Source organism: Flexivirga lutea, from assembly GCF_054778955.1.
The window spans coordinates 997,392-1,014,571 of the sequence record NZ_BAAGZB010000001.1 but is presented as its reverse complement, the minus strand read 5'-3'; the positions used below and the strand labels follow the sequence as shown (position 1 = coordinate 1,014,571).

The following is a 17,180-nucleotide window of genomic DNA, read 5'->3' as shown; positions in this document are numbered from 1 at the left end:
AAGACGTCGACACCCTGCGCGAGGTTGCGTTCGGACCGGTCGCGGTTCATCACCGGCAGGTAACAATCGTCTTCAGAATTTGGATATGTGTCCAATCTATGGTCCGGTGGTGAGGCCCGGCCACCGTCATCCCGGCCGGTTCACACTGTTCCAGCAGGAGGAATATCGGCGTGTCGGTGCTTGAGGCGCAACACCTGTACAAGATCTTCGGTCGACGGCCGGACGAGGTGGTGAAGCGGCTCGCAGCGGGCGCCGACGCCGCGGAACTGCGCGAGAAGTATGGCGCCACACCCGCCGTCATCGACGCATCGTTCGAGGTGCAGCAGGGCGAGATCTTCGTGGTGATGGGACTGTCCGGATCGGGCAAGTCGACGCTCATCCGGATGCTCAACGGGCTGCACCCGCCGACCTCCGGCAAGGTGCTCGTCCACGGTGCGGACATCAGCGCGATGGGCGGCAACCAACTGCGCCAGACCCGGCGCGAGCACATCAGCATGGTCTTCCAGCACTTCGCGCTCTTCCCGCACCGCACGGTGCTGCAGAACGCGGCATACGGACTGAAGATCAAGGGCGTCCGCGACAAGGAGCGGCAGGAGAAGGCCCGCGAGGCCCTGAGCCTGGTCGGCCTGGACGGCTGGGCGGACCACAAGCCCGGTGAGCTCTCCGGCGGTATGCAGCAGCGGGTCGGCCTGGCCCGGGCGCTCGCCGCGCAGACCGACATCATGCTGATGGACGAGGCGTTCAGCGCCCTGGACCCGTTGATCCGCCGCGACATGCAGGATCAGCTGATCGAGCTGCAGCAGAAGCTGGGCAAGACCATCGTCTTCATCACCCACGACCTCAACGAGGCCATGCGCATTGGCGACCGCATCGCGATGATGCGCAACGGCCAGATCGTCCAGATCGGCACCGCCGAAGAGATCCTCACCGACCCCGCCAACGACTACGTCGCGCAGTTCATCGCCGACGTGGACCGCACCCGGGTGCTCACCGCCGGCTCGATCATGGAGCCGCCGGTCGCCACCCTCGGCGTCGGCAACGGGCCGAAGGCCGCACAGAAGCTGATGCGCGAACATCAGCAGGCCGGCCTGTATGTCGTCGGTCGCGACCGCACCCTGCAGGGCTACGTGATGGAGGAGACGGTCGCCACGCAGCGTGAGCTGCCGACCATCGAGTCGCTCGTGCAGCCGATCGAGACGGCGGTGTCGGTCGAGGAGCAGGCGGCGCACCTGTTCACACCCGCGGCCAGCGTGCGTCTGCCGCTGCCGGTCGTCGACGGCGAGAACAAGCTGCGCGGCGTCATACCGCGCGTGACGCTGCTGGCCGCGCTCGGTCAGGTGGACGGCCACGAGACGGCTACTCGTGACACCGATGCGCCGACGACCGAAAGGTCCGATGATGCTCCCGGCTTCGGGGCCGGCGCGACGACAGGAGGTGCCCTGTGAGCACGGTCGTGCCACGTATTCACCTGGGCGACTGGGCCAACGACGTCGTCGACTGGCTCGGCAACCACTGGGGCGGCTTCTTCGACGGCTTCGCCAACGTGCTCAACAGCCCGGTGAACTGGATCGCCGACGGCCTGGTGCACACGCCGATCATCGGCTTGGTCATCGCCTTCGCGGTCATCGCCTGGCTGGCGCGCGGCTGGAAAATGGCCGTCGCGACCGTGATCGGCTTCCTGCTGATCGACGGCTTCGATCAGTTCGCACCTGCGTTGCACACCTTGTCGCAGATCCTGGTCGGCAGCATCATCGCGATCGTCATCTCGATCCCGCTGGGCATCCTGAGCGCGCGGAACAAGCGGGTGGCCAGCGCGATCCGGCCCGTCCTGGACTTCATGCAGACGCTGCCTGCCTACGTCTACATCCTGCCGTGCCTGTTCCTGATGGGTATCGGCGCGGCGACCGCGGTGATCGCCACGGTGATCTTCGCGATGCCCCCGGGTGTGCGCTTGACCGAGTTGGGCATCCGGCAGGTCGATCAGGAGATGGTGGAGGCCGGCCAGGCGTTCGGCGCGACACCGCGTGAAGTGTTGCGCGGCGTCCAGCTGCCGTTGGCGTTGCCCAACATCATGGCCGGGATCAACCAGGTGATCATGCTGGCGCTGTCGATGGTGGTCATCGCCGGTGTCACCGGCGCGCCCGGCCTGGGCACCAACGTCTTCGCCGCGCTGTCCCGACTGGACGTCGGCATCGGCGCCGAGGCCGGCATCTCGGTCGTCATCCTGGCGATCTACCTGGACCGGGTCACCGACGGCTTCAGCAAGGGCGAGCTCGGCCTGGTCGCCGAGCTGCGCACGCTACGCCGCCGCAGCCGCGCGAACGCAGCGGTGACCAGCCCGTCGGCCGGCTGAACGTCCCCAGGTGCACCGGCCCGCAGACCAACACGAGTGGACGTGAACGGAAAGAGGAGAGACACACTGATGGAAAACACTCGACGAAACGTGCTCGGCGGCCTGGCCGCGCTCGGCGTGGGCGGCCTGCTCAGCGCCTGCGGCACCGCGGCGTCGTCCGGCGGCTCGAACGACTCCGGCAGCGGCTCCGGCGGTGACTCCGGCGGCAGTGGCGTCGGTGCGAAGGTGGGCCACAAGATCATCGGTATCGAGCCCGGCGCAGGACTGACGATGGCGACACAGCGGATGCTCAAGGCCTATGGCCTGTCGGACTGGACCCTGCAGACCTCGACCACCACCACGATGCTCGCTGCGCTGAAAAAGGCGGTCGACGACAAGAAGCCGATCATCGTCACCCTCTGGCGTCCGCACTGGGCCTACAGCGCGTTCCCGATCAAGGACCTGAAGGACCCCAAGGGGGCCATGGGCAAGCCCGACGGCATCTATGCCGTCGGCACCAAGAGCTTCGCCTCCGACTTCCCCGAGGTCGAGGCGATGCTGAAGAACTTCCACATGACCGATGCGGAGCTGGCCCCCCTGGAGGAGCAGGTCTTCCAGAAGCACAAGAGCAAGCCCGAAGCCGGTGTAGCTGCTTGGATGAAGGCGAACAAGAGCTTCGTCGACAAGTTGTCCGAGGGTGTCACCGCCAAGCCGGGCAAGAAGAGCATCCGGATCGGTTACATCAACTGGGACGAGGACGTCGCGACCACACTGATGTGGAAGAAGATCCTGGAGGGCAAGGGCTACTCGGTCAAGACGACCCAGATCTCCGACGCCGGCCCCGTCTACGTCGGCCTGGCCAAGGGTGACATCGATCTCTATCTCGACGCCTGGCTGCCGGCCACCCACAAGACGTATTGGGACAAGTACGGCGACAACCTGACCAAGATCGTCAAGTGGTACGACAGCGCGCCGTTGACGATCGCGGTCCCGAAGTACATGAAGATCGATTCGCTGGAGGACCTGAAGGCCTGATCCGCACTGCGGCGGCCGAGGAGGTCGTGCAGCTCCAGTGACCGTCCCGAGACGGGACGGACGTGCCGATGCGGGCGCGAAATCGACTGTCTACCGGGTGATTTCGCGCCCGCTTCGTGCGCTTGGTCACATCTGCGCCGCCCCGGCGAAAATCCACATGCGCCTGTCGGTGCATCCGCGTAGCGTTGACAGGCGATGACCACCACTGCTACCCGAGCCTCCGACGGCACCGTCACCCAGCCGCCGGCCGCTCCCCCACACGATCACCGTCGACAGCTCGGCTGGCGCCGCCTCGCCGGACTGTCCACGATCTTCACGCTGAGCGTGCTCATGGTCGGCACGGTCGCCCAGACCATGGGCACCGTCGTGGCCGGGCGGCTGGCCGCACACCCGACCAGGACCCTGGTCATCCTGCTGGCGGTGTGCGTCGTCGGCGGCGCGGTCCTCGACACCGTCGGCCGCTACTTCTGGGCCTCGATCATCGACCGGGCCGAGGGGGCGCTGCGCGCCGACCTGCTGGACGCCGCTCTGCACCAACCGCTTTCGGCGTTGTCGGAGCAGGCGGTCGGTGAAGTCCTCGACCGCGTCGACGACGACACGCACGAGGTCGGCACCCTGTTGCGCCAGCAGGTATGGCGATTGCTGCAGACCCTCGTCGCGCTGGTGCCGATGTGGCTGATCGCCGGCTTCACCTGGTGGCCGGCCTGGCTGCTCTTCCCGGCCATCGCCAGCGTGACCTTCCTGGTGATCAAGCCCAAGCTGGGCGAGCTCGCCCGCCGCAAGGTCGCCGAGGAGATCTCCTGGACCGACCACGCCGCCGCCCTCGAGGAGAGCATCGCCGGCGCCGACGACCTGCGTACCAGCCTCGGGCAGCCGTTCGCGATCGCGCGGCTGGCCCGCCTGTCGGCGACCATCCACGCACGCTTCAAGAGTGTGCTGGATCTGGAGTGGCTGCTGACCCTGCGGGCCAGCGTGCTGCTGCACGGCCTGCTGGCCGCCGTCGGTCTGGTCGGCATCGCGTTGGTGTCCGGCGGCGGCATGTCGATCGCCGCGGTGGTGACGCTGTTCTTGGTGACCACGACCTTCGTCGGCCAGATCGACATGACCGCTCGGCACCTGCCCGACCTGCAGACCGGCATCGGTGCCCTGATCCGGCTGCGGCAAATGCTGTCGGTCGAACCCGAGCCGGTCGGTGGCGCGGCCCTGCCCGACGCGCCCCTCGACATACGCCTGGACAACCTCGAATTCAGTTACGACGAGGGCTCGTTCGCACTGCAGGACCTCACGTTGCATGTCCCTGCCGGGCACACGGTGGCGCTGGTCGGACGGACCGGATCCGGCAAGTCGACACTCGCGTCGCTGCTGTCGCGGGCGGTGGAGCCGCCGGCCGGCATGGTCTTCCTCGGCGGCGCCGACGTCACGACCCTCGACCTGGCCCGGTTGCGCTCCTCGGTCGGCGTCGTCACCCAGCGCACCGAGCTGCTCGTCGGCACGCTGGCCGAGAACATCGCGCTCTTCGCCGACATACCGCGTGCGACGATCGTCGACGCCGTCGAGCGGCTCGGCCTGACCGACTGGGTCGACGGTCTGCCGGACGGCCTCGACACGGTGCTGGGCGCCAGCGGCACCTCCCTGTCGGCCGGTGAGGAACAGTTGGTCGCCTTCGCGCGCCTGCTGGTCCGGGACGTCCGGGTCGTCGTGCTGGACGAGGCGACCGCCCGGATGGACCCGCTCACCGAGCGACGCGTCGTCTCCGCTGCGGAGCATCTGCTCGCCGGCCGCACCGGTGTGCTGGTCGCCCACCGGCTGAGCACCATCGCCCGGGCCGACCAGGTGGCCGTGCTCGACCGCGGCCGGCTGGTGCAGAGCGGTCCGCGACAGAAGCTGACCACGGTCGAGGGGCCGTTCCGTTCCCTGCTCGAGGCGTCGGCCGCGCACGAGGTCGAGGAGCACGAGCAGCAGCGGGCCGAGCAGCACCACGGCGGCGCGCCGGACGGCGACCAGGTCGGTGGCCGGCGGCGTTCCGGGCCTGCGCCGGAGATCGTCGACCCCGGTCACGGACCGTCCCTGGCCCGCGGCGTCGCGCACGCGTTGCGCATCACCCCACGGTGGGGCGCGACGGCGATCGGCCTGTTCTTCGGCTCGGCACTGCTGGGTTCGCTCGGCGCCGTCACGGGCCTGGTGTGGGGCAATGCCGTCGAAGACCTGAAGAACGGCCATACGCCGACCACGCTCGGGGTGCTGCTCGTGGTGAGCCTGCTGGCCGGACCGGTGATGCTGTCCGAGGCGATCCGGCGTTACCCGCGCTGGTGGGTCGAAGTGCTGCTGCGCACCCGGATGTCGGTCCTCATCGGGCAGACCCGTGGTCACCGGCTGGCCAAGACCCCACCGGGCGAGGTCATGGGCCGCGCGCTGGACTCCGACCGGTTCGCGATGTATGCCGACCGGTGGGTCGACTTCATCAACGGCCTGCTGATCGCCGTGGTGACCGCCGTCATCGGTGGCACCGTGCTCGCCGGCCTGGTGCTGCTCGGAGTGATGGTCGGCGCCGCGGTCGCCTCGAGCGCGGGCCGGCCGATCGCCGGACGGTCGGCGGCCAAGGCGTCGGAGTCGCGTGCCAACTTCGGTCGTGCGCTCGTGTCGGCGTTGGAGTCGGCTCGGACGGTCAAGCTGGCCGCGCGCACGCCCGAGGTGCATCGGCACCTGCAGCGTGTCGACGGCGGGCGGGTCGATGCGGCGATCTCCGAGCACCGCGTGCGCGCCATCCTCGACGGTGTGCCGATCATCCTGGTGCAGGTGGGTGTCGTCGTGGCCTGGGCAGCCTTCTTCGAGGACGTGTGGGGCCTGGCGACCGCGATCCTGGTCGCCAATGCGGTGAGCGGGTTCGACTGGTTCGGCCGGGTCGCCGGGTCCGTGGTGACCGAGGCCCCGGGTGCGCGCGCCTGGCAGAAGGCGACCAGCCGGTTCGCCGGTGGCGTCGACCTGGTCAGCCTGTCCCCCGACATCAACCTGCTGGAGGGCACCGCGCCGACGCCGCCGCCGGTCAACCGGAACCCGTTGCAGGAGCTAACGGTTCGCGACTTCAGCGCCATACACGACGACGGGACGATCGGTGTGTCCGGCGTCGACCTGACGGTGCGGCGCGGCGAGTTCGTGCTGCTGCTGGGCCAGATCGGCTCGGGCAAGTCGAGCCTGCTCGGCTCGCTGGCGGGGCTGTTGTCCCACACCGGGTCGTTGCAGTGGAACCACGAGGAGATCGCCGACGCACAGGCCTTCCTCCGCCCGGCGCAGGTCGCGCACGTGGCGCAGGTGCCCCGCGTGCTGTCCGGCACCTTCGCCGACAACGTGCAGCTCGGGCACTCCGACCGCCCGTTCACCGGACCGGTCGCCACGGCCCGACTGGCACCCGACGTCGACGCGGCCGGCGGTCCCGACTCGGTGATCGGTCACCGCGGCGTGCGACTGTCCGGCGGGCAGGTGCAGCGTCTCGCGCTGGCCCGCGCGCTGGCGACGGAGAGCGAGTTGCTGCTGGCCGACGACGTGTCGAGTGCGCTGGACGCCAGCACCGAGATCGAGTTGTGGGCCGCCCTGCGCGAGCGGCACACCACGGTAATCGGCGCCACCTCCAAGCGCGCCGCGCTGGCCCAGGCCGACCGGGTCGTCGTGCTCGTCGACGGTGCGGTCACCGACATCGGCCCGTGGTCCCAATTGCGTCCCCGCTGGGATCACCTGGCCGGCTGAGCGTCATACAACAGGCCGACCAGCGAACGGCCCGGCGGGAGTTGTCCCGCCGGGCCGTGGTGCCGTGTTGGTGATGACCGCAGCGTCCGTTCCGGCGACCGTTGCCGGTGAGGTACGCGTTCGACCCGAAACCAGCGTACGTTCCGGCGATCGTTGCCGGTTGAGCGCGCGTCAGACTCCGGTGCTCGCGTGCCGCTCCAGGAAGCGGTAGACCTCGGTGTCGTCCACGCCGGGGAAGACGCCCGGCGGCATCGCCGCCAGCAGGTGTGAGTGCACGCGCGCCGACGGCCATGCCTGCCCCGACCACCGGGCCGCCAGGGCACCCGGCGGCTGGTTGCAGCAGCTCGGGTCGGGGCAGCGGGACACCGCGCGTTCGGTCGTCTCGCGCCCGCGCATCCACTTGACGTGCTGGTAGGGCACGCCGACGTTGACCGCGAAGAGGCCGTCCTTGGTCCGGTCCACGACAGCGGTGCACCAGTACGTGCCCGACCGAGTGTCGGTGTAGGCCTGGTAGGCCTGGGAGAGGTCGGGCTGCTCGAAAACGCGCCGCGCGGTCCACGAGCGGCATACGCGTTGTCCCTCGATCGCGCCGGTCGGGTCGGCGGGGAAGCGCACGCCGTCGTTCTCGTACGCCTTGTAGACGACACCGTCCTGACTGATCCGCATGAAGTGCACCGGCAGCCCCAGATGCCGCGTGGCCAGGTTGGTGAAGCGGTGTGCCGCGGTCTCGTAGGAGACCGCGTAGGCGTCGCGCAGGTCCTCGATGGCGATGTCCTTGTCGGCCTTGGCACGCCGCAGGAAGTCGACCGTCTCGTGCTCCGGCATCAGCAGCGCCGCCGCGAAGTAGTTGATCTCCACCCGCTGCGACAGGAACTCGGCGTAGTCGGCCGGCGGCTGGTGTCCGAGGATCAGGTGCCCGACCGCGTGCAACGCCAGCGATCGCGAATCATGTTGCCCTGCCTCGGGTTGCGGCAGGTAGATGCGGTGGTTGTGCAGATCGGTGACCGTGCGCGTGGAGCCGGGTAGGTCCGAGGTGTGCACGAGTTTGTAGCCCAGGTGTGCGGCGATCCGGTCGACCGCCGCGCGGCTGATCGGGCCACCCGGATGGTGGATGGCCGCCAATAACTTTCCGGCCTCCTCCTCGATGTCGCCGAAGTAGTTGTCGGCGGCGCGCATGCGCTCGCGCAGCTGTGCGTTGGCGCGCCGGGCGTGCTCGGGCGTCGCCGCGCTGTCCGCTCGCGCCGACGCCATGGCCTCGTGCATGCCGACCAACGCCTCCAACGCCTCGGTCGGCAGCCGCGGACTCACCTTCACCCGTGGCAGCCCGAGCGCTTCGTATGACGGAAGGCGTTGCGCCCGCTCGAGCCGGATCTCCAGGGCCGCACGGCGACTCGGCGGCGCCGTCGACAGCAGGTCCGACAGCGGTGTGTCCAGTTCGGCGGCCAACGCCGAGATCACCGACAGGCGCGGCTCGCGCTTGCCGTTCTCGATCAGCGAGAGTGCCGAGGTCGACATACCGACGGCTTCGGCCACGTCACCCAACGTGCGGCCGGCCTCCTGGCGCACATGACGCACGCGACGCCCGACCGTCAGTGCGTCGGGAGCGTCGGCCGTCTCCTTGACGGCCTGTTTCGCGCGCGGACGGGTCAGCCGACCCGGATCGCGCTGGGGTGAGGCGGGTGTCACAGAGGTCATGTTTTTGACACATCCTTCGTCGAACACGGCAGTGAAACTCGCGGCATGGCACGACGTTATCGCAAATTTGGCAGTTTTTTATCCCGATCTCTCTGTCGACAGGGCTGGTGGTTACCCCAAAGTTGGACGCATCGAAGCACCACCGATCGCGAAAGGACCGCAGGAGCTATGAGCACCGAGCAGCAGCAGCCGAGCACCACCGATCAGGAAACCGCCCTGCAGAACGACTGGCACACCAACCCCCGCTGGGCCGGCGTCAAGCGCGACTACACCGCCGGCGATGTCATCAAGCTGCGCGGCACGGTGCAGGAGGAGTTCACCCTCGCCAAGCGTGGCGCCGAGCAGCTGTGGGACAAGCTGCACACCGAGGACTACGTCAACGCGCTCGGTGCTCTGACCGGCAACCAGGCGGTCCAGCAGGTCAAGGCCGGCCTCAAGGCCATCTACCTGTCCGGGTGGCAGGTCGCCGGTGACGCCAACCTCGCCGGGCAGACCTACCCGGACCAGTCGCTCTACCCGGCCAACTCCGTGCCGGCCGTCGTGCGGCGCATCAACAACGCGTTGCTGCGCGCCGACCAGATCGAGTTCTCCGAGGGCATCAAGACCGTCGACGAATGGATCGTGCCGATCGTCGCCGACGCCGAGGCCGGCTTCGGCGGGCCCCTCAACGCCTTCGAGCTGATGAAGAACATGATCGCGTCCGGCGCCGCGGGTGTGCACTGGGAGGACCAGCTGGCCTCGGAGAAGAAGTGTGGTCACCTCGGCGGCAAGGTGCTGATCCCGACCCAGCAGCACGTGCGCACCCTGAACGCCGCGCGCCTGGCCGCCGACGTCTCCGGCACTCCGTCGGTCATCATCGCCCGCACCGACGCAGAGGCGGCGACCCTGCTGACGGCCGACGTCGACGAGCGCGACCGTGAGTTCCTGACCGGCGAGCGCACCGCCGAGGGTTTCTACAAGGTCCGCAACGGCATCGAGCCGTGCATCGCGCGCGCGAAGGCGTATGCCGAGTACGCCGACCTGATCTGGATGGAGACCGGCACCCCGGACCTGGAACTGGCCAAGCAGTTCGCCGACGCCGTGCACCAGGACTTCCCCGACCAGATGCTGGCGTACAACTGCAGCCCGTCCTTCAACTGGAAGAAGCACCTGGACGACGACACGATCGCCAAGTTCCAGCGCGAGCTGGGCGCGATGGGCTTCAAGTTCCAGTTCATCACCCTGGCCGGCTTCCACGCGCTCAACTACTCGATGTTCGACCTGGCCCACGGTTACGCCCGCGAGCAGATGAAGGCGTACGTCGAACTGCAGGAGAAGGAGTTCGCGAGCGAGAGCCGCGGCTACACGGCGACCAAGCACCAGCGCGAGGTCGGCACCGGCTACTTCGACCTGGTCTCCACCGCCCTCAACCCCGACAGCGCCACCACCGCACTGAAGGGCTCCACCGAAGCCGCTCAGTTCTGAGGTTCCCCACTTACCCGGGTCTGCGCGGTCACCTGGCTCCGGCCGCGCAGGCTCGGGTAATCCCCTTCACGAAGTTCTCCGCTCGTACCTCGCTCCGATACTTCGCGCGGACGCCGAGTCCCAGAGCCGCTGTTTCACCGCATTTACAACGAACACCCCGTGATAGCAAGGCAATTCGCAACCCGGAAAGGACACCTGTCATGTGTGAGACCCACGGCACCCCAGTGGTGCACGGCACCCGACACGCACGCTTCGACCAGATCGTGACCCCGGAAGCGCTTGCCTTCGTAGCCACTCTCGACGGCGCGTTCGCCGGCCGCCGCGCCGAACTGCTCGCCGAACGCCGGCGCCGCGCCAAGGACATCGACGCCGGCGCCGACCTGGATTTCCTGCCGGAGACCGCCGCGATCCGTGCCGATCCGACCTGGAAGGTCGCGGCACCCGCGCCCGGGCTGTCCGACCGCCGGTGTGAGCTCATCGCCCCCGCCTCCCCGAGCACGGCCGCACACGCGATGAACTCGGGGGCGTCGACCTGGTTGGCGGACCTGGAGGACGGCGTCGCACCCTCCTGGCGCAACATCATCGACGGCCAGATCACCTTGTATGACGCCATCCGCGGCGACCTTCGCTACACCTCGTCGGAGGGCACGACGCTGACCACCGACGGTGACGGCCCGACCATCATCATGCGGCCGCGCGGCTGGCACTTGTGCGAGAAGCACATCACCATCGACGGGCGGCCGGTCTCCGCGTCGCTGTTCGACTTCGGCCTCTACTTCTTCCACAACGCGCAGCAGTTGATCGACAACGGCGCCGGACCCTACTTCTACCTGCCCAAGATCGAGTCGCACCTGGAAGCCCGGCTGTGGAACGACGTGTTCGTCCTCGCCCAGCGCGAGCTCGGCATACCGCAGGGCACCATCCGCGCGACGGTGCTGATCGAGACACTGCCGGCGGCGTTCGAGATGGACGAAATCCTCTACGAACTCCGTTCGCACTGCAGCGGATTGAACGCCGGCCGGTGGGACTACATCTTCAGCTACGTGCGCACCTTCGCCCACCGTGGTAACGAGTTCGTGCTGCCGGACCGCGACAAGGTCACCATGACGACGCCGATCCTGCGGTCGTTGACCCAGCTGCTGGTGGCCACCTGCCACAAGCGGTGGGCCTACGCCATCGGCGGTCCGGCCGCGGTCAACCCGACCGGTCAGGACGACCAGGCCCGGCACCGGGCCCTAACGCAGGTCACCGCCGAGAAGCAGCGGGAGGCGACCGAGGGCTTCGACGGCTCCTGGGTGGCGCACCCCGCGCTGGTGGAGACCTGCCTGGCGGCATACCGCAGCATCCTGGGCGAGCGCACCGACCAGCGCTCGCTGCGCCACGCGGTGGGCATCTCGGCACGCGACCTGGTCTCCCTGGAGGGCACGCAGCAGACGATCAGCCTGCACGGCGTGCGCACCAACGTGTCGGTGGCGCTGCGCTACCTGGCCGCGTGGGTCGACGGCAGGGGCGCGCTCACCATCGACAATCTGATGGAAGACGCTGCCACTGTTGAGATCTCGCGTGCCCAGCTGTGGCAGTGGCTGCACCACGAGTCGCAGCTGGCCGAGGGCCCGCAGGTCACCCGGGAGCTGCTGGACCGGGTCATCGACGAGGAGATCGGCAAGCTCACCCGTGGGCAGGACGACATGACCACGGCACGTTACGAAGCGGCCCGCGAGGTGCTCGAGTTCGTCGCACTGAGCGATTACCTGCCCGGCTTCTTCACCAACTACGCCTACGTCCGCTACCTCACCGAACAGGCGTTGCGGATGAAGCCGACCAGCCGGGAAGACTTGCGACAGTCCGAGCAGGTCCCGCCGACGGACGATTCGGCCGAGTCGGCTGCCTGACCCCAGCGGCACCGAGCGGCCCAGGACCCGCGGCATCGTTCGCCGGTTCCTGGGCCGCTGAGTGTGTTTGCGATCCTCCCGGCGCAGGCGTGCCGGGATGTGGGACGGTTGGCGGCATGACTGCACGTATGCCGAGCGAGACCTCCGCACAGGACCGCATCTGGATGGCCTTCCCGTCCCAGGGCTACACCCTCGGGGACACCGCGGCCGAGGCCGACGAGGCCCGCTCGACGTGGGCGGCCGTCGCGCACGCCGCGCTGGAGTTCGAGCCGGTGACCATGGTCGTGGACCCCGAGGACGCCGACGTCGCGCGACGCTACCTGTCGGCGGGGATCGATGTCGTCCACACTCCACTGGACGACGCGTGGATGCGCGACATGGGCCCCACGTTCGTGTATGACGACGGCGCGCTCGCCGGGGTGAACTGGATCTTCAACGGCTGGGGGGCGCAGGACTGGGCGACCTGGGACAAGGACGCGAAGGTCGCGGCATACGTCCTGGAGCAGGCGCAGGTGCCTCGGATCGACTCGCCGATCGTCAACGAGGGCGGCGGTTTCCACGTCGACGGCGAGGGCACGGTGCTGGTCACCGAGACCGTGCAACTGGACCCGGGACGCAACCCGGACGCCACCAAGGCGGACATCGAGGCCGAACTCGCCCGCACCATCGGCGCCACCCACGTGGTGTGGCTGCCCCGAGGTCTGACCCGCGACTCCCAACGGTTCGGCACCCGCGGGCACGTGGACATCGTGGCGGCGATCCCGTCCCCCGGAGTGCTGTTGCTGCACGACCAGCGCGATCCGGATCACCCGGATCACGCGGTCATGCGCGAGATCGAGGCGGCCCTGCAGCAGACCACCGACGCCGCGGGTCGCGCATGGGACATCCGCAAGGTGCCTGCGCCGGCCGTGCTCACCGACGACGAAGGGCCGGTCGACTACAGCTATCTCAATCACCTGGTGGTCAACGACGGGGTCATCGCGTGCTCGTTCGACGATGTCCACGACGAGGAGGCAGCCGCCGTGCTCGCCGACGCCTATCCGGGGCGAAGAGTGGTGACGGTCGACGCGCGACCGCTCTTCGCGCGCGGCGGTGGCGTGCACTGCATCACCCAGCAGCAACCGGTCACACCCGACGCCTCGTAGGGCCGCCGACCGCCAGGGTTCGGCCTGCCCCGATCAGCCCGCGAAGGCGGCTCGTGCGATCAGCGAGGCACGGGTCACGGTGCGGGCGTCCACCGGCCGCGACGTGTCGACGTCGATGCGACGGCCGAAGTCGAATGCGCCCGCGTTGCGGTCGATCCAGTCCCAGTCGAGATCCAGCTGCACGGCAGCGTCCGCGCCGTGGACCGCGTGCCGCCGGCCGGCGCGCACTCGGTCCTCGTGCCGACGGCGCGCGGTGGCGATCGGCAGGTCGCACCACACGTGCGGCACGGTGCGCGGATCGAAGCCGGCGCTGCGCAGTCCGTCTCTCACCAGTCGGTGATCGTCGGGCCACCAGATGCTCTCCACCACCCCACCCACCGGCGAGGCCGCCAGGAGGCGCCATACCAGCTCGCTCGCACCGGGGCCCAGCGGCGAACCGGCGCCGCCGGTGCCCTGCAGGGCCGGCCGCACCGACGGCGGGAGGAGGTCGAAGATCGTCTCCTTGACGGTGTCCTTGGCGAAGAGCGGCAGGCCGAGTTCGGCGGCGATGCGCGGCGCGAGGGTCGACTTGCCGGAGGCGGGAACGCCGTTGACAGCCACCACCATTCGCACCGGTCTGGAGGGAGCGTATGCCGCGGCCGGCCACTCGTCCCGGGTCAGTGCATGCATGACGTGGTCGCGCCACGCGGCGCCGTCCGCGCTCGGCAGCCACAGCATGTCGCGGACCAGCCCCTCGCGGCGGAAGCCCAGAGAGCGCAGCATGCCGGCCGAGGTGGCGTTGCCCGGGCGCACATTGGCCTCCAGGCGGTGCAGGCCCATCCCTTGCGGTGAGCCGGTGAACGCCAGGTTGATGATCTGCCGCAGTCCTTCGGCGAACAAGCCCCTGCCGACATACGGGTCGTAGGCGTCGTAGCCCAGCACACCGCTCTGGAAGCGGCCGCGAACCACGTTGGTGACATTGACCTTCCCGACGATGCCGTGGCTGCCCTCGGCGTCGGCCGCGTGGATCAGGAACGTGCGGTGTTCCTCACTCTGTCGCTCCAGGTGCCAGTTGATGTCATCGGGGTTGACGGGGTTCCAGACGCCGATGCGTGCGGCGGACTGCTGCACCGCCGTCCGGTATGCCGGGACGTCCTCCGGGCGCACCGTGTGCACCCAGACGCGTCGTCCGGAGGATCGCAACGGAGCAAGTCGCCAACTCACCCGAGCATCCTGCCAGGGTCGACGGCGTGATGTTCGGGCACGGCGTGGTCAGACCTGGCGGCCGCGCAGCACGATGTGGCGCGGATCGGCCAGCACGCCGACGTCCTGGCGTGGATCCGCCTGGTAGACCACGAAGTCCGCGCTCTCCCCCTCCTCGATCCCCGGCCGGCCGAGCCATTCGCGGGCTCCCCAGGTGGCGGCGCTGATCGCCTCGACGTTCGTCATGCCGGCGCGGGTCAACTCGGCAACCTCTGCCGCGGCGAGGCCGTGCGGGAGTTGCCCGCCGGCGTCGGTGCCGACCCAGATCGGCACGCCGGCCTCGTGCGCGGCGGCGATGGTGTCGTAGCGCCGGGCGTAGAGGTCGCGCATGTGCGCGCCGTATGCCGGGAACTTCGCCTCACCCGCCTCGGCGAACTGGGGGAAGTTCTCGATGTTCACCAGCGTCGGCACGATCGAAATGCCTTGCCGGGCGAACAGATCGATGGAATCGGGCTGGAGTCCGGTGGCGTGTTCGATGCAGTCGGTGCCGGCTGCTGCGAAGTCCAGCAGGGACTCCTCACCGAAGCAGTGCGCCGTCACCCGGGCACCCTCTTCGTGCGCGGCCTCGATGGCGGCCGCCAGCGCCTCGCGCGGCCAGCAGGGTGACAGGTCGCCACGGTCGCGATCGATCCAGTCACCGACCAGCTTGACCCAGCCGTCGCCGCGGCGGGCCTCCTGCCGCACGTAGGCGACGAGGTCCTCGGGCTCGATCTCGTGGGCGAAGTTGCGGATGTAGCGCTTGGTCCGGGCGATGTGCCGGCCGGCGCGAATGATGCGCGGCAGGTCCTCCCGATCGTCGATCCAGTGCGTGTCCACCGGCGAACCCGCGTCGCGCAGCAGGAGGGCGCCGGCCTCGCGCTCCCGCAGTGCGTGTTGCTCGGTCGTCGCCTTGTCGACGCCGCCGTGCGCCTCCAGCCCGACGTGGCAGTGGGCGTCGACCAGCCCGGGCAATGTGAATCCCTGCACCGTCTGGGCATTCTCAGTCGACTGCGGCGCGGTCCAGCTGATGCGGCCGTCCACCACCCACATCTCGTCGCGAACCTCGTCGGGACCGACCAGGATCTGGCCGGTCACGTGCAGCACCGGGGAGTCCATCGCCATACCGTCGACCCTATCCGTACTTCTGCGCCGAACCGGGCAGGTATGGCACATGTGCGGCATACGCTGACCACATGCGGGGGAAACGTGGGTCCGAGGATCACCTGGTGGAGTTCGTCGCCGCCCGGACTGCCGAATTGCACCGCACGGCATACCTGCTGACCGCTGATCAGGATCGTGCCGAACGCTTGGTCGCGGCCATCGTTGCTGGGCTGCGGCGCGACCGGGCCGCGCTCGGACAGGCTGGGACAGCGGCGCGGCAGCACATGGCCCGACTCGCCGCCGGTGCAACGGAGGCCGGTGGGTCGGCGACGCCCGTTATGCAGACGGAGGAACGCTTCACGGCGCTGTGGCGGTTGTCCCCGCGACAACGCGCCGTGCTGCTGCTGCGGTCGCTCGAGAGGTATGACGACCGCTCCACTGCACGTGAGCTGGTCCTTCCGGCCAACGCGGTCAGCCTGGCCGAGGCCGAGGCCGGTCAGGCGCTGGGACTGCCGCCGGACAGCGACCGGTGCCGGGCTCTGTTGACCGACTTCGCCCAGCAGGCCACCTGGCCCGAGCCCGCGGTGACCCTCGCCGCGGCGCAGACCACGCGGTCGCGGCGCCGCTCGCGCGGACGGTATGCCGCCGCAGCTGCGGTGCTGGCGATCACGGCGGCTGCGCCCATCTCGTCCCAGGTCGCACATGATCGGTGGCTGCACACACCGGCAGGCATCAACGCATTGCACGGCACGCACTTCCGCGCCTACGTGCAAGGCTACAAACTCGTTGACGTGCATCGGGTTCCGGCCGGTGCACGTCGACCGGTCGACGTCTCCTCGGGTCAAGTCATCGCTCTCGGCTGCGATCGACTCGACCCCACGTCCCAGGCGGGCTGGCCACGCATTCGCGACGCCGATGGACTGCAGGCCTACCCGTGCGCCAAGGAGACAAGCCATCGTTTTTATCTCTTCAGCCCGCACGGAACAGCCATGGTGTCAGCTCCCCACGGCGGGCATCAGGCGATCACGGTGGCGAGTTACCAGCCGGTTCCGTGGAACCGATACCCGGTCGTCACAGGCCATTTCGAGGTGGAGCACGACAGAAAGCTCGACCTCAGCTCGCCGGACTCGGACACCACGCCCATCCGCGCCGGTAGGACACGGACCTTACGCGGGACCAACGGCACCTTCATGACCACCGTGCAGCTCCCGCCCCCGGCGAAGAACACCGAACTCGTCATGAACGCACTGCTGTCACCCAGCACCACTGGCCAGTACAAGGTCACGATCGACGGTGACGTGCTTTCCGACTGCGCACCGATCGGTGCATCGTCCGACGGATGGTGTCGGCTGTATGACCGTTATGTGCCGCAGCTGCCCTTCGGTTCGATGTCGATGGTCGGGAGTCCGTCCGACCCCGATTCATCGCCGCGAACGGCGACGGTGCGGGTGCAGGTCCGCGACGCGCTCGGGCCGTGGAAGCTGCAGGTGCGCTACGACCGTTATCGCACTGCGAACTGAGCCCGCGGCGCGGCGGCGCGGCATACGCTGGCCG

The 17,180-nt window shown here is 68.9% G+C and carries 11 protein-coding genes; 8 read left to right on the top strand and 3 right to left on the bottom strand.

Annotated elements, in window-relative coordinates; genetic code table 11:
* Positions 1-170: 170 nt before the first annotated feature.
* From ACYVBN_RS04710 to ACYVBN_RS04695, 4 genes are all read left to right on the top strand, one after another.
* Positions 171-1,445, top strand: coding sequence for a quaternary amine ABC transporter ATP-binding protein (locus ACYVBN_RS04710; protein WP_460599504.1), 1,275 nt, complete (start codon positions 171-173; stop codon positions 1,443-1,445).
* Positions 1,442-2,353, top strand: a complete 912-nt coding sequence (locus tag ACYVBN_RS04705) for an ABC transporter permease (RefSeq protein WP_460599503.1) — start codon at positions 1,442-1,444, stop codon at positions 2,351-2,353. Before ACYVBN_RS04710 ends, ACYVBN_RS04705 begins: the two co-directional genes overlap by 4 nt.
* 69 nt (positions 2,354-2,422) lie before the next feature.
* Complete coding sequence (locus ACYVBN_RS04700) at positions 2,423-3,367, top strand: glycine betaine ABC transporter substrate-binding protein (protein ID WP_440282777.1); 945 nt, start codon at positions 2,423-2,425, stop codon at positions 3,365-3,367.
* Positions 3,368-3,562: 195 nt separating this feature from the next.
* Entirely contained in the window at positions 3,563-7,108 is a 3,546-nt protein-coding gene (locus tag ACYVBN_RS04695) for an ABC transporter ATP-binding protein (RefSeq protein WP_460599502.1), read from the top strand.
* Positions 7,109-7,279: 171 nt separating this feature from the next.
* Here the strand turns inward: ACYVBN_RS04695 and ACYVBN_RS04690 are convergent, their stop codons facing one another.
* Positions 7,280-8,803 (bottom strand): helix-turn-helix domain-containing protein, encoded by a 1,524-nt coding sequence (locus ACYVBN_RS04690; RefSeq protein WP_460599501.1) that lies wholly within the window; start codon positions 8,801-8,803, stop codon positions 7,280-7,282.
* A 168-nt stretch (positions 8,804-8,971) separates the two neighbouring features.
* Here ACYVBN_RS04690 and aceA point away from each other — a divergent pair, with 168 nt between their 5' ends.
* The 3 genes from aceA (at position 8,972) to ACYVBN_RS04675 (ending at position 13,304) form a co-directional block, all read left to right on the top strand.
* Positions 8,972-10,267 carry an isocitrate lyase gene (aceA, locus tag ACYVBN_RS04685; protein WP_460599500.1) on the top strand — a complete coding sequence of 432 codons (1,296 nt, stop codon included), beginning with the start codon at positions 8,972-8,974 and terminating at the stop codon, positions 10,265-10,267.
* Between the two features lie 200 nt (positions 10,268-10,467).
* Positions 10,468-12,159, top strand: a complete 1,692-nt coding sequence (aceB, locus tag ACYVBN_RS04680) for a malate synthase (RefSeq protein WP_460599499.1) — start codon at positions 10,468-10,470, stop codon at positions 12,157-12,159.
* A 116-nt stretch (positions 12,160-12,275) separates the two neighbouring features.
* Entirely contained in the window at positions 12,276-13,304 is a 1,029-nt protein-coding gene (locus ACYVBN_RS04675) for an agmatine deiminase family protein (RefSeq protein ID WP_460599498.1), read from the top strand.
* A gap of 33 nt (positions 13,305-13,337) precedes the next feature.
* Here ACYVBN_RS04675 and ACYVBN_RS04670 read toward each other — a convergent pair whose 3' ends face one another.
* Both ACYVBN_RS04670 and ACYVBN_RS04665 read right to left on the bottom strand, forming a co-directional pair.
* Positions 13,338-14,507: a GNAT family N-acetyltransferase gene (locus tag ACYVBN_RS04670; protein ID WP_460599497.1), complete on the bottom strand. Its 1,170-nt coding sequence runs from the start codon at positions 14,505-14,507 to the stop codon at positions 13,338-13,340.
* A 48-nt stretch (positions 14,508-14,555) separates the two neighbouring features.
* Positions 14,556-15,641 (bottom strand): amidohydrolase family protein, encoded by a 1,086-nt coding sequence (locus tag ACYVBN_RS04665; RefSeq protein ID WP_460599797.1) that lies wholly within the window; start codon positions 15,639-15,641, stop codon positions 14,556-14,558.
* Between the two features lie 77 nt (positions 15,642-15,718).
* Between ACYVBN_RS04665 and ACYVBN_RS04660 the strand changes: the two genes are divergently transcribed.
* Positions 15,719-17,146 (top strand): SigE family RNA polymerase sigma factor, encoded by a 1,428-nt coding sequence (locus ACYVBN_RS04660; RefSeq protein WP_460599496.1) that lies wholly within the window; start codon positions 15,719-15,721, stop codon positions 17,144-17,146.
* The last annotated feature ends 34 nt before the right edge of the window (positions 17,147-17,180 follow it).